Origin of the sequence: Frigoribacterium sp. ACAM 257 (genome assembly GCF_007954365.1) — a bacterium.
Taxonomy (GTDB): Bacteria; Actinomycetota; Actinomycetes; order Actinomycetales; family Microbacteriaceae; genus Frigoribacterium.
Genome location: NZ_VOLO01000002.1, coordinates 553,440 through 566,303, shown reverse-complemented (window position 1 = coordinate 566,303; position 12,864 = coordinate 553,440). Strand labels below are relative to the sequence as shown.

Genomic DNA, 12,864 nt, shown 5'->3' with positions numbered 1-12,864 from the left:
AGGCCTCGCGAGCACCCCGTGCCCGGCCACCGAGACGACGCAGGAGCAGTCGTGCGCACCGGCGCACGCGCCGACGGATGGCCGTCCAGCGCGCGTCCACGCCCCGATCGGCGAAGTCACAGCCCACTGATGGCCGACCGACCGGAGACTCCGACCATGGACCACCCCTGGCGCCGCCGCAGCGCGACGACCGACCCGACCACCTCGACGACCGGGGCCGCTCCCGGCGAGCCCAGAGCACCTCCTCGTGTCCCCGTCCCGGGCGAGGCCGAGGAGGCGCGGGCCGGCTCGCCCGGCCGCGCCCTCGCACCCGGCGCGGTGCCGCCGGGCATCGATCGTGGTGGCGCTGCTCGCGCTCGTCGTCCTGGTCGGCGGGCTGCTCGTGCTCGTCGTGACCCAGGTGCGCGCCGGCGCGGGCGACCTGAGCGACGAGGGCATGGCGGCGTACGACAGCCTGCGGCAGTTCCTGCGGACGTCGCCGCTCAAGCTCACCGCCGGCGAGTTCGACCAGTACGTCGGGCAGGCAGGGCAGGCGCTGCAGGACGCGAGCCAGCAGATCCTCAGCGGCGTCGCGGCGATCGGCTCGGCGGCGGGGCACCTCGTCGCGGGCGGTCTGCTGACGCTGTTCGCGACGATCTTCCTGCTGATCGACGGGCGGGGCGTGTGGCACTGGGTCGTCCGTCTCTTCCCGCGCGCGGCGACGGTCAACGTGATGGTCGAGTACGTCGCGTCGGGCCGCGGGAAGGCCCGACGTGCGGGCCCGGCCACCGTGCACGGGGCGCCGCCCGCCAGCGCCTGAGGCGCGGGCTGGCGGGCGGCAGGGTCGGCCGGACCGACGCGGGCGCGGAGCTCGGCTCAGCTCAGAACGGCACCCCGCAGCGCAGCACGACGTTGGCGTACGGGGTCGCCTCGCCCGTGCGGACGAGCAGCCGCGCCCGCCCGCTCAGCGCCTTCAGCTCGTCGTGCGACACGTGCGCGACGTCGTCGAACCGTGCGGCGATCTGCTCGCCCGCCGCGGTGCCGACGCTCTCGTCCGCCGCGGTGCACGCCTCGAAGACGGCATCGGTCAGCAAGGCGTCGAGCACCCCGGCGAACGACGGCAGGCCGTGCACGACCGCGAGGTCGACCACCGGCACGCCGGCCGGCAGGGGCAGGCCGCAGTCCGCGACGACGACGAGATCGCCGTGGCCGAGGCCGCTGATCGCCGCGTTCAGCTGGGCGTTGAGGATCCCGCCGCGCTTCACGACTGCACCTCGATGGGCGTGACCTGCTCGTCCGTCGACGGCAGCTCGTCGTCGACGCCCGGGTACGAGGGCTGGGTGCCCGCGGTCGTGACCGAGTAGGCGCCGACGCGCACCGCCTCCTGCGCGGCCTCGAGCAGCGAGGAGCCGCCCGCGAGCGCGGCGCTCAGGGCGCCGACGAACGCGTCGCCGGCTCCCGACGAGTCGACGGCCCGCACCCGCGGGGACGGCACCGACCACGAGCCGGAGGCGTCCGAGACCAGGGCGCCGGCCGCACCGCGCGTGAGCACGACGGAGGCGACGCCCAGCGCACGAAGCTCGCCGACGACGGCCGCGTCGCCGCCCGCGGAGGCGTCCGAGGTGTCCCGTCCCGCGAGGCGCTCGGCGGCCTCCGGCGCGACGAGCTCGAGCAGCAGGCGCCCCTCGTGCTCGTTGAGCACGAGGGGGTCCGCGAGCCGGACGACCTCGGCCGAGACCGCCACGACGGGCGCCAGGTTGAGCACCAGGCGCCCCGTCGCGAGGCGTGCCGCGCGCTCGATCCCCGAGACGGGGATCTCGCCCTGCAGCACGACCACGGCGGCGCGCGAGACGACCTCGGCGTGCCGGGCGACCGCCTCCTCGTCGACCGAGGCGTTGGCGCCGGGCACGACGACGATCGTGTTCTCGGAGTCGGAGCCGACGCTCACCACGGCGAGCCCGGTGGGGCCCTCCGCCGTGGCGACCCGCTCGACGTCCACGCCGCTCTCGACGAGCAGCGGCAGCGCCGCCGAGGCGTGCACGTCGTCGCCGACCGCGCCGATCATCGTCGTGGCCGCGCCGCGCCGGGCCGCGGCGACGGCCTGGTTCGCGCCCTTGCCGCCGGGCAGCAACGTCATCGACGTGCCGATCAGCGTCTCGCCGGGGAGGGGGAGGCGGTCGACCGTCACGACCTGGTCGACGTTGATCGACCCGACGACGACCACGCCGGCGCCGGCCGCCTCAGCAGAGCCGTGCATCAGGAGAAGTCACCCACGTTCTCCTTCGTGACCGTGATGACCTCGACGGCCTGGTCGGAGGGGCCGTCGTCGCCCTCGCCGCCGTCGATCGCCTTGACGGCCTGGTCGACGGCCAGGGCGCCGAGCTCGCCCGGCTGCTGCGCGATCGTGCTCGACAGGGTGCCGGCCTCGATGGCCTTCAGGCCGTCCTCTGTGCCGTCGAACGCGGCGACCTTCACGTCGGTGCCGGCACGCGAGCCGAGCGCCTGGATCGCGCCGAGGCCCATCTCGTCGTTCTCGGCGAAGACGCCGACCGCGTCGGGGTGCGCCTGCAGCAGGTTGGTCGTGACGTCGAGAGCGGTGGCGCGGTCGAAGTTCGCGGTCTGCTGCGCGACGACGGTGATCCCGGGGAACTCGGCGATGCCCTTCGTGAAGCCCTCGCCGCGGTCGCGGCTGGCCGAGGTGCCCGCGACGCCCTGCAGCACGATGACCTCGCCCTGCTCGCCGATGGCCTCGGCCAGCGCCTTCGCGGCCTGCTCGCCGCCGGCGACGTTGTCGCTCGCGACGAACGACGCGACGTCGGCGCCGTTGACCGCGCGGTCGACGGCGACGATCGGCACGCCGGCGTCGTTCAGCTGCGAGGCGGCGGGGCCGGCGGCGTCGCTGTCGACGGCGTTGAGGATGACGGCGTCGGCGTTCGACGCGGCGGTGGCCAGCTGGTTGCTCTGCGTCGCCGAGTCGTTCTGCGCGTCGACGACCTGCAGGTCGACGCCCTTCTCGTCGGCCTCGGCCTGCGCGCCGTCGCGCAGCTCGACGAAGAACGGGTTGTTGAGCGTCGACAGCGACAGGACGACCGTGGGGCGCTCGGCCTCTCCTGCGGGGGTGCGGTTGCAGCCGGCGGTGCCGGTCACGACCACTGCGACGACGGCGGCGACGGTGGCGGCCTTGCGGAACGAGGAAGACTTCATCGTGTGTCCTTCGGTGGGGTTCTGGTGGTGGGGTGGGGGTTCAGGGGAAGTGGGCGTCAGGCGCTGCGCGTCTTGCGGCGCAGCACGTCGACGCCCACGGCGAGCGCGATGACGAGGCCGATGACGACCTGCTGCCAGAACGACGTGACGTTCAGCAGGTTCAGCCCGTTGCGGATGACGACGAGCACGAGGGCGCCGATCACCGTGCCCGAGATGCGGCCGACACCGCCGGCGAGGCTTGCCCCGCCGATGACGACGGCGGCGATCGCGTCGAGCTCGTAGCCCGCCGCCGCCTGGGGCTGGGCCGAGTCGAGGCGCCCGGCGAGCAGCAGGCCGGCGAGCGCGGCGAACAGGCCCGCCAGGCCGAAGACGGTGACGACGATCCGCTTGACGGGCAGGCCCGACAGGCGGGCCGCCTCCGCGTTGCCGCCGACCGCGTACATGGTGCGGCCGATCACGGTGCGGTTGAGGATGAACGACGCGATCGCGGCGGCCACGACCAGCACGATGACCGGCACCGGCACGGGCCCGACGTTGCCGCCGAGGAACGACACGGCCGCGGGCGTCGAGATCGGGCGGCCGTCGCTGACGACGAGCGTGAGTCCGCGGGCGACGCTGAGCATCGCCAGGGTCGCGATGAACGACGGCAACTTGCCGTAGGCGCTGGCGAACCCGTTGACGAGGCCGGCGACGAGGCCGGTCGCGAGGCCCACGACGAGGGCGAGCCCGCCGGGCAGGCCCGCCGTCGCGAAGGTCCAGCTCGAGACCATCGCCGAGAGAGCGGCGACCGAGCCGACCGAGAGGTCGATGCCGCCCGCGACGATGACGAAGGTCATGCCGAAGGCGAGCACCGCCACGGTCGAGACCTGGATGCCGATGTTGAGGAGGTTGCGGCCGGTCAGGAAGTCGGGCGTCGCGATGAAGAGGGCGAGGCAGAGCACGACGAGCCCGACGAGGGCGCCGTTGGCGGCGAGGAACGCCTTGATGTCGAAGGAGCGTCGCTGCGCCTTCACGGTGGTGGTGGTCATGGGTGTCTTCCTGGTCTGGTCGGGTTCGTCGAGTCGTGGGGGGAAGCGACCGCCGAGGAGGCGGCGGTCGCGAGGGCGCGCCGGGTCGCGTGACGCGTCGGGCGCCGTCAGGCCGCGTCGGCGTCCGGGACGTCGCGGGCGGCGAGCGTCATCAGCGCGTCCTGGGTGGCGTCGGCCGCGGCGAGCTCGCCGGCCACGACGCCGTCCCGCATCACGATGATCCGGTCGCTCATGCCCATCACCTCGGGCAGCTCGCTGCTGACCATGACGACGGCTCCGCCGGCGGCCGTGATGGTGTTGATCAGCTCGTAGATCTCGACCTTCGCGCCGACGTCGACGCCGCGGGTGGGCTCGTCGAGCAGCAGCACCGTGGAGCCGGCGATGATCCAACGGCCGAAGACGGCCTTCTGCTGGTTGCCGCCCGAGAGCGCGCCGATCGGCTGGTCGATGTCGCGCATCCGGATCCGCAGGCGAGCGGCGACCGCCTCGGCGCGCTGGCGCTGACCCGTGAAGTCCACGAGACCGCCCCGGGCGCTGGAGGCGAGGGTCGCGTACCCGAGGTTGTCGTTGACGGAGGCGCCCAGCACGAGGCCCTGCCCCTTCCGGTCCTCGGGGACGTGCCCGATTCCCGCGGCGATCGCGCCGGCGACGTCGCCCTTCCGGAGGGCCTGGCCTCGGACGCTCACGGTGCCCGACGAGTACCGGTCGACGCCGGCGATCGCGCGGACGACCTCGGTGCGACCGGCTCCGACGAGGCCGGCGATGCCCAGCACCTCCCCCGCCCGCACCGTGAACGACACGTCGCGGAACCGCTCGCCGGTGAGGCCCGAGACGACGAGCACGTCGCCCGCGCCGTTCTCGGCGCCGGTGCCGCGCGGGTACTGCTCGTCGATGTCGCGGCCGACCATGAGGCGCACGAGCTCCGCCTCGGGCGTCGACGCGGGCACCTCGGCGACGAAGCGTCCGTCGCGGAGCACCGCGACCGTGTCGCCGATCTCGGCGATCTCGTCGAGGTGGTGGCTGATGAAGAGCATGCCGACGCCGCGCGCCCGCAGCTGCGCGACGACGGCGAAGAGCTGCTCGGTCTCGTGCCGGGTGAGCGCCGCCGTCGGCTCGTCGAGGATGAGGATGCGCGCGTCGATGCTCAGCGCCTTCGCGATCTCGACCAGCTGCTGACGGGCGATGCCGAGCTCGGCCACCTTCGTGTCGACGTCGACGTCGAGCCCGATCAGCTCGAGCGCCGCGCGCGCCCGACGCTTCAGCTCCCGCCGGTCGACCATGCCGAAGCGGGTCGGGAACCGGCCCATCATCACGTTCTCGGCGACGCTGAGCGACGGCACGAGGTTGAGCTCCTGGTGGATGGTGGCGATGCCGAGCTTCTCGGCGGCGAGGGTGCCGGGCAGCGAGACGGGCTCGCCGTCGACGACGACGCGGCCGCCGTCGGGCTGGTAGACGCCCGACATCATCTTGATGAGGGTCGACTTGCCCGCGCCGTTCTCGCCGAGCAGCACCTGCACCTGGCCGGCGCGCACGTGCACCGTGACGTCATCGATGACCCGCACGGGCCCGAACGACTTGCTCACGCGGTCGAGGGTGAGGAGGGGACGATCGTCGCTGATCGAGGTGGTCATGGTCAGTTCCTGCCGAGGGGTCGGGACGGGGTGGGGACGGGAGAAGACGAGGAGGCGCGGACGACGAGCTCGCTCGGCAGCGTCACCGAGTCGGGACGACGCCCTGCGATGACGTCCTGCAGCAGCTCGACGGCGCGTCGCCCCATCTCGTCGACGCTGTGCGCGACGACGGTGAGGGCGGGGTTCAGCAGCGAGAACCACTCGACGTCGTCGAAGGCGACGACGGCGACGTCCTCGCCGATGCGGAGGTCGAGGCGGTGCAGCATCGCGATGGCGCCGACGGCCATGAGGCTGTCCGCCGCGAGGATGGCGGTCGGCGGCTCGTCGAGGCTGAAGAGCGCGTGCACGCCCTCGGAGCCGCTGGCGCTCTGGAAGTCGCCGACGTGCACGAGGGCCGGGTCGTCGCTGAGGCCGCTCTCGGCGACCGCGCTCGTCCACGACTCGAGTCGCTCGCGGCCGGTCGAGACGCTCTGCGGCCCCGCGATGTAGCCGACGCGCACGTGCCCGAGGTCGGCGAGGTGCCGCACGGCCGCCCGGATGCCGGGACCGCTGTCGGTGGTGACGCTCGGCACGTCGACGCCCGGGATGGTCCGGTCGACGAAGACCGTGGGCACGTCGCGCGTCAGCAGCGCGTCGATGCTCGCGGAGTCGCCGCCCTGCGGCGCGACGATCACCCCGTCCACGCGGCGCGAGATGAGGGTGTCGAGGTAGCGGTCCTGCTGCTCGCGGTTCTCGTTGGCGTTGCCGAGCAGGGTCACGTAGCCGAGCTCGAGCAGGCCCTGCTCGATCGTGTGGGCCAGGTCGGCGAAGAACGGGTTGCGGACGTCCGAGACGAGGAGGCCGACGGTGTCGGACCGGGTCGAGCGCAGCGCCCTGGCCTGCGCGTTGGGCCGGAAGTCGAGCTCGCGGACGGCCTGCTCGACCTGCTGCCGCGACTCGGCCGACGTGGCCGGGTTGCCCGACAGGACGCGTGACACCGTCGCCGGGGAGACCCCGGCGCGCTGTGCGACGTCCTTGATCGTGACAGCGGTCATCAGCTACTCCGTCGTGAGCTCGGGTGGTTCGGCAGGTCGCCCTGCACGCAGGGGACCATGGTGTGGAATCGATTCCATGGAACCGATTTCACGACGGTAGCCGCGTGTGCCCCGAGTGTCAACCGCGCCCACGGAGCCTCAGCTGGCGACTCGCATCCCGGCCGCTGTCGTGTCACATCGCGTTCCGAGCATCACGTCCCGCCGTGACGCGACGCGAAGCTCGGAACACGATGCGACAGGGGCGGCGGCGGCAGCGACCGACCGCCGCGCCGCGCCGCGCCAGACGCACGCCCCACGCCCCGGGAGGTCAGGCGACCGTGCTCACCGGGTCGGTCGGTCCGGGCACGGGCCGGCGTCGCTTGAACTTCATCGTCGGCTTCTCGACGAGGTGCCAGCTCGCGGCCGCCGCGGCGAACGTGATCGCCAGCGACAGCAGGGCGAAGAGCGGCACCCCGAGCGAGGCCAGGCCCGCCGTGGCCAGCAGCTGCTGCAGCGGGAAGCCGTAGATGTAGGTGCCGTACGAGATGTCCGTCCTGATCGACAGGGCAGGCTGCTTCAGCAGGGCCCCGGCGGCGAGCGCGAGGTACGCGAGGGGCAACGCGGCCACGACCCCGTAGTCGGGCAGCGTCGACGAGACGGCCACGACGAGCGCGGCCACGGCGAGCAGCCACCCCCTGACCGGCAGGCTGTCGCGCCAGCGCCAGATGATCGCCCCCGCGACGAAGACGATGCCGAAGCGCGAGCCGTTGGTCAGGTACCAGTTGTGCACGTCGCCGTACGAGCTGGCGAGCACGCCCGCCGTGCAGGCGACGTAGGCGACGGGCAGGGCCCAGCGGGACCGCAGGAGCCCGAGCACCCCGAGCACGAGCACGCCGAGGTAGCAGGTGAACTCCCACCCGAGGGTCCACAGCGAGCCGTTCCACGCACCCTCGAGGGGAGTGCCGAGCGGCGTGCCCGCGATGTCGAACTGCCACACCCTGAGCGCGGCGTTCCTGACGACGTAGGAGACGGCGTCACCGACGAAGCCGTCCGGTGCGGGCACGCCCCGGAGGAGGAGGGCGACCGGCGCGAAGACGCCGGCGGTCAGGACGAGGCACACCCAGAAGGCGGGGAAGATGCGCAGGACGCGGGCACGCAGGAACGCGACGACGCTCGGCGTGCGCGACCACGACATCGCGATCAGGTAGCCCGAGATGGCGAAGAACACGTCGACGGGGAGGCGGGAGGCGAGCTGCCGCACCGGCTCGAGGCCGATGTCGTGACCCGTCAGCGGGAACGAGTGCCAGACGACCACGAAGGCGGCCATGACGAGCCTGATCAAGTTGTAGGCGTTCCGCCTCGGGTCCAGCACGGCGCCGAGGGTCCCCGCACGGGCCCGCCGTGGGGCGGACGAGCGCGCCGACGCGTCGCGGGCAGGCGCGGTCATCGTTCCTCCGTCTCGCCTCCGGTCCGGGTTCTCGGAGGCCCGACCTCGTGATCGGCCGTTCGACACCATAACCCGTGACGGCGCGCGGCTCCAGGGAGGAGCCGCAGGACCGCCCGCCGTGCCACCCCTTCGCCGACGACACGAGCCGCGCCTCTCGGGCCTAGAGTCGGCGCATGATCGTCGCCCTCGTCGCCGCCTCGCTCGCGGCCCTGCTGCACGTGTACATCTTCGTGATGGAGTCCGTGCTCTGGACGACGCCCCGAGTCCGCGCCACGTTCGGCATCACGAGCGACGCCCAGGCCGAGCACACGAAGCCCCTCGCCCTGAACCAGGGCTTCTACAACCTGTTCCTCGCGATCGTGACGATCGTCGGCGCGGTGCTGGTGGTCGCAGGAGGCGCGGGCCCGGCCCCCGAGGCCTCCCCCGCAGGTCTCGCCCTCCTCCTCGCCGGCACGGGGTCGATGCTCGCCGCCGCCCTCGTGCTCGCGGTCACCGACCGCAGCAAGGCGCGCGCCGCCGCGACCCAGGGGCTGTTCCCCCTCGTCACACTGCTGACCCTGCTCGTCTCGGCCGTGGCGTAGCAGCCGTGGCGCACCAGCCGTCGCGGAACAGGGCCGACCCGCGCACTACCCTGGTCTGGTGACCGACCCGACCACCGCCTCCTCGGCTGCCGCCCCCGCCGCGTCGACGACCCACTGGACCCTGACGCTCGTCTGCGACGACGCCCCCGGAATCGTGCACGCGATCAGCGGAGCGGTGGTGGAGGCGGGCGGCAACATCACCGAGTCGGCCCAGTTCTCGAGCCACGACACCGGCACCTTCTTCATGCGTCTGCAGGTCGAGGCGCCCGGCGAGCGAGCCGCCTTCGAGGCCCGGCTCGCCCCGGTCGTCGAGCGCTACGGCATGCAGCACGAGCTCGACGTCGTCGGCCGTCCGACCCGCACCCTCGTGCTCGCGAGCAAGGCGGCGCACTGCCTGAACGACCTGCTCTTCCGTCAGCGCGCCGGCCAGCTGCCGGTCGAGATCCCCCTCGTGCTGGCCAACCACCCCGATCTCGGCGAGCTCGCGGAGTTCTACGGCACCCGCTTCGAGCACCACGCCGTCTCGGACGCCGACAGCAAGGCCGCCTTCGAGGCCCGCGTGCTGCAGGTCGTCGACCGCTACGACATCGAGCTCGTCGTGCTCGCCCGCTACATGCAGATCCTCAGCCCCGAGCTCTGTGCGGCGCTCGAGGGCCGGGCGATCAACATCCACCACTCGTTCCTGCCCGGCTTCAAGGGCGCGAACCCGTACCGGCAGGCGCACGCGCGCGGCGTGAAGCTGATCGGCGCGACGGCGCACTTCGTCACGAGCGATCTCGACGAGGGGCCGATCATCGAGCAGAACGTGGTCCGGGTCGACCACACGCGGAGCGCCCCCGAGCTGATGGCGATCGGCCAGGACGAGGAGAGCCGCACGCTGACCCAGGCCGTCCGCTGGTTCGCCGAGAACCGCGTGCTGCTCGACGGCGCCCGCACCATCGTCTTCCGCTGACCCGCCGCACCGCGCTCCTGGCACACGGTCGTACGCTGGCACCGTGACCCCGACCGACGCCGCGACAGCCGACCACCGTCCGCCCGCGGCTCGCCGCCCTGCCCCCTTCGACCTGCTCCGCTTCGCGGTCGAGCTCTTCGCCCTCTTCTCCCTCGCACTGTGGGGCTACCTGGCGTGGGCCTGGCCGTGGCCGGCCCTCGCGTTCATGCTCGGGGCGCCCGGCTTCGCCGTCGTCGTCTGGGCCCTGTTCCGCTCGCCGCGGGCCGTGGTGCCGACCGACCGGGTCGGCCGCAGCCTCGTCGAGATCGCCGTGATGGGCGCGGCTGCGATCGCCTGGGCCCAGCTCGGGCACCCGGTCGTCGCGGTCGCCTTCGCCCTGGTCGCCGCCGTCACCGGCGTCGTCGCCGCCCGCCGGGAGGACCGCGCATGAGCACCACCCTCTTCACGAACGCGCACGCGGTCGACGCCACGGGCGAGACCGAGGGCTTCTGGATGCTCGTCGACGGCGACACCATCGTCGCGACCGGCAGCACGGCCGAGCAGGCCTTCCCGCTCGAGGCCCCGGGTCGGCACCGGGACGGCCGGGACGGACTGGGAGGCGCGCTGCCGGTCGCCGACGTCGTGGTCGACCTCGACGGCGCCCGCCTCACCCCGGGCCTCGTCGACCTGCACACGCACGGAGGAGGAGGCGCCAGCCACGACGGAGGCGCCGACGAGATCGAGCGCGGCCTGGCCCTGCACCGCTCGCACGGGACGACCCGCTCGCTGGTGAGCCTCGTCGCGAACCCGATCGACCGCCTCCGGGGCTCGCTCGAGACCATCGCCGAGCTGCGACGTCGTGACCCGCTCGTGCTGGGCGCCCACCTCGAGGGGCCGTTCCTCGCGCCGCACCGCAAGGGCGCGCACGCCGAGCAGCACCTCGCTGTCCCCTCCCCCGAGAACGTCGACGCCCTGCTCGGAGCCGTGCCCGGCGTCGTCCGCCAGGTCACGCTCGCGCCCGAGCTTCCCGGCGGGCTCGACGCCGTCGAGCGGATCGTCGCCGCCGGGGCCGTCGTCGCCGTGGGCCACACCGACGCCGACCACGACCTCGCGGTCGCCGCCTTCGACCGTGGCGCGACGATGATGACCCACGCATTCAACGCGATCGCCGGCATCGGACACCGCGAGCCCGGCCCGGTGGTCGCGGCCGTCAGCGACGAGCGCGTCACGATCGAGCTGATCCTCGACGGCGTGCACGTGCACCCGGAGGTCGTCCGCATGGTGTTCGCGTCCGCCCCCGGCCGCGTCGCGCTGATCACGGACGCGATGTCCGCCGCGGGCTCGGCCGACGGCGACTACCTGCTCGGCGAGCTCGCCGTCACCGTGAGCGACGGCGTCGCCGTGCTCGCCGGAACCGACACCATCGCCGGGTCGACCCTGACGCAGGACGCCGCCCTGCGCCTCGCGCTGACCGGGGCCCAGCAGTCGCCGACGTGCGCCGTGGAGGCGTTGACGACCGTCCCCGCGAAGGCGATCGGCGAGGAGGAACGGATCGGCCTGCTCGCTCCCGGCTACGTCGCCGACGCGGTCGCGTGGACGGACGACTGGCACGTGTCGCGCGTGTGGGCCGCGGGACGCGAGCTGACGGACGGTCGCTGACGTACCGCGTCCGTGCAGTTCAGGAGACGACGCGTCTGAGTTCCTGAACTGTGCACGGTTCAGGACCGCGCCTCCTGCGTCGTGCGAACTCAGGACTCATCTTCCTGAATGAGGAGAGACCCAAACGCAGGGTGGGGCGGCTAGAGCGTGCGGCCGGAGTTCGCGTCGAGCCAGGCGCGCGGGTCGACCTGGGTCGAGCCGCCGATCAGCACCTCGAAGTGCAGGTGCGCGCCGGTGGCCACGCCGCTGCGGCCGACGAGGCCGACGAGCTCGCCGACGGCGACCTGCTGGCCGACGACCAGGGGGCTCGAGCCCACGACCATGTGCGCGTAGAGGGTGCTGATCTTCTGGCCGTCGATGACGTGGTCGATCACGGCGTACTGGCCGAACTGCGCGTGCAGGCCCGACGTGCGGACAGTGCCGGCCGCGACCGCGCCGATCGGCGTTCCGCTTCCCGGGGTCATGTCGAGGCCCATGTGCATGCTCGAGCACGCGGCACAGGGCGCCGCACGCGGGCCGAAGCCCGAGCTGAGCACGACCGTGCCGGGGAAGGGCCAGCGGATGTCGCCCGTGCCCGAGTTGACGATGGTGCCTGCACCCGAGGCGACGCCCCCGGTGCGGGTCGACTTCGCGTTCGACGTGCCGGCCTCTGGCGTGGGCACGACGACCGGGGGCGGGGGCGGCGGAGGCGGCGCGTCCTTGACGACGAACGCGTCGCGCTCCGAGACGGTGAGCACCACGAGCGACGCGGCGAGCGTCTGGCCGGGGACGGGCGCCGCGGCCGAGGTCTGCACCACGGATCCGCCGAGGTCGCTCGCGGTCGCCGGCGTGACGTTCGACGAGAAGAACAGCCCGCTCGCGAGGAACGCGACGGCGGGCACCGCGGCGGCGCGGAGCCGACGAGCGGCCTTCGACATGGTCGCGCGGGCGACGGGTGGCGTCGACGACGCCCGGGCGGACGAGGAGGCGCGGGTCGGCACGGCCGAGACCGGCACGCGACGGGGACGCACCGCCACGACCGTGCGTCGTGACCCAGCGGGTGCGGGTGCGAGCGCACGTGCAGGTGCAGGTGCAGGTGCGGCAGCAGGTGCCGCCGCGGCGGCAGGAGCACGAGTCGGGGCCGGGGCGACGGCCGGACCGGATGCTGCGGCGAGCGCCGCGCGCTCTCGCGCCAGCGCCTCGCGCCGGGTCAGCGGAGCAGCAGGCTCGACGGAGATGCCGTCGGACGCGCTCACAGGGCCGTCACGAAGGGGCCGGGGCTGTCGATCACGGTCCTCCTCGCTCCACGGGTCCCGACGAGTGTAGGCCAGGGTCGCCCGTCGCACCAGGGGCCGCGCCCCGGTCGTGGGCCAGCGCCGACGGGGCGAGGGTGCGTAGTCTGAGGTGCGGAC

13 protein-coding genes are annotated in these 12,864 nt (G+C 73.5%); 5 read left to right on the top strand and 8 right to left on the bottom strand.

Annotated elements, in window-relative coordinates; genetic code table 11:
* The first annotated feature begins 247 nt into the window (after positions 1-247).
* Entirely contained in the window at positions 248-799 is a 552-nt protein-coding gene (locus ES689_RS09065; RefSeq protein ID WP_146903134.1) for an AI-2E family transporter, read from the top strand.
* A gap of 61 nt (positions 800-860) precedes the next feature.
* Here the strand turns inward: ES689_RS09065 and rbsD are convergent, their stop codons facing one another.
* The 7 genes from rbsD to ES689_RS09030 form a co-directional block, all read right to left on the bottom strand.
* Positions 861-1,244: a D-ribose pyranase gene (rbsD, locus tag ES689_RS09060; protein ID WP_146903131.1), complete on the bottom strand. Its 384-nt coding sequence runs from the start codon at positions 1,242-1,244 to the stop codon at positions 861-863.
* The gene (locus ES689_RS09055; RefSeq protein ID WP_146903127.1) at positions 1,241-2,236 is read right to left on the bottom strand and encodes a ribokinase; all 996 of its coding nucleotides are present in this window, start codon (positions 2,234-2,236) and stop codon (positions 1,241-1,243) included. The genes rbsD and ES689_RS09055 overlap by 4 nt, the downstream gene beginning before the upstream one ends.
* Positions 2,236-3,183 (bottom strand): substrate-binding domain-containing protein, encoded by a 948-nt coding sequence (locus tag ES689_RS09050; protein WP_146903124.1) that lies wholly within the window; start codon positions 3,181-3,183, stop codon positions 2,236-2,238. The genes ES689_RS09055 and ES689_RS09050 overlap by 1 nt, the downstream gene beginning before the upstream one ends.
* Before the next feature lie 56 nt (positions 3,184-3,239).
* Entirely contained in the window at positions 3,240-4,211 is a 972-nt protein-coding gene (locus ES689_RS09045) for an ABC transporter permease (protein ID WP_146903122.1), read from the bottom strand.
* 107 nt (positions 4,212-4,318) lie between these two features.
* A complete protein-coding gene (locus tag ES689_RS09040) occupies positions 4,319-5,842 on the bottom strand; it encodes a sugar ABC transporter ATP-binding protein (protein ID WP_146903119.1) in 1,524 nt (507 codons plus the stop codon).
* Between the two features lie 2 nt (positions 5,843-5,844).
* Positions 5,845-6,876, bottom strand: a complete 1,032-nt coding sequence (locus ES689_RS09035; protein ID WP_146903116.1) for a LacI family DNA-binding transcriptional regulator — start codon at positions 6,874-6,876, stop codon at positions 5,845-5,847.
* A 307-nt stretch (positions 6,877-7,183) separates the two neighbouring features.
* A complete protein-coding gene (locus ES689_RS09030; protein ID WP_191330317.1) occupies positions 7,184-8,302 on the bottom strand; it encodes an acyltransferase in 1,119 nt (372 codons plus the stop codon).
* Between the two features lie 173 nt (positions 8,303-8,475).
* Here ES689_RS09030 and ES689_RS09025 point away from each other — a divergent pair, with 173 nt between their 5' ends.
* From ES689_RS09025 to nagA, 4 genes are read left to right on the top strand one after another with little or no spacing between them, the layout of a single operon-like run.
* On the top strand, positions 8,476-8,883 hold the full coding sequence (locus ES689_RS09025; protein ID WP_146903109.1) for a DUF1304 domain-containing protein: 408 nt from the start codon (positions 8,476-8,478) through the stop codon (positions 8,881-8,883).
* Between the two features lie 58 nt (positions 8,884-8,941).
* Positions 8,942-9,835, top strand: coding sequence for a formyltetrahydrofolate deformylase (gene purU / locus ES689_RS09020; protein WP_146903106.1), 894 nt, complete (start codon positions 8,942-8,944; stop codon positions 9,833-9,835).
* A 43-nt stretch (positions 9,836-9,878) separates the two neighbouring features.
* On the top strand, positions 9,879-10,265 hold the full coding sequence (locus ES689_RS09015) for a YrdB family protein (RefSeq protein ID WP_123547788.1): 387 nt from the start codon (positions 9,879-9,881) through the stop codon (positions 10,263-10,265).
* Positions 10,262-11,473: an N-acetylglucosamine-6-phosphate deacetylase gene (gene nagA / locus ES689_RS09010; protein ID WP_146903103.1), complete on the top strand. Its 1,212-nt coding sequence runs from the start codon at positions 10,262-10,264 to the stop codon at positions 11,471-11,473. Before ES689_RS09015 ends, nagA begins: the two co-directional genes overlap by 4 nt.
* 140 nt (positions 11,474-11,613) lie before the next feature.
* Here nagA and ES689_RS09005 read toward each other — a convergent pair whose 3' ends face one another.
* Complete coding sequence (locus ES689_RS09005) at positions 11,614-12,708, bottom strand: M23 family metallopeptidase (RefSeq protein WP_146903099.1); 1,095 nt, start codon at positions 12,706-12,708, stop codon at positions 11,614-11,616.
* Positions 12,709-12,864 lie beyond the last annotated feature (156 nt).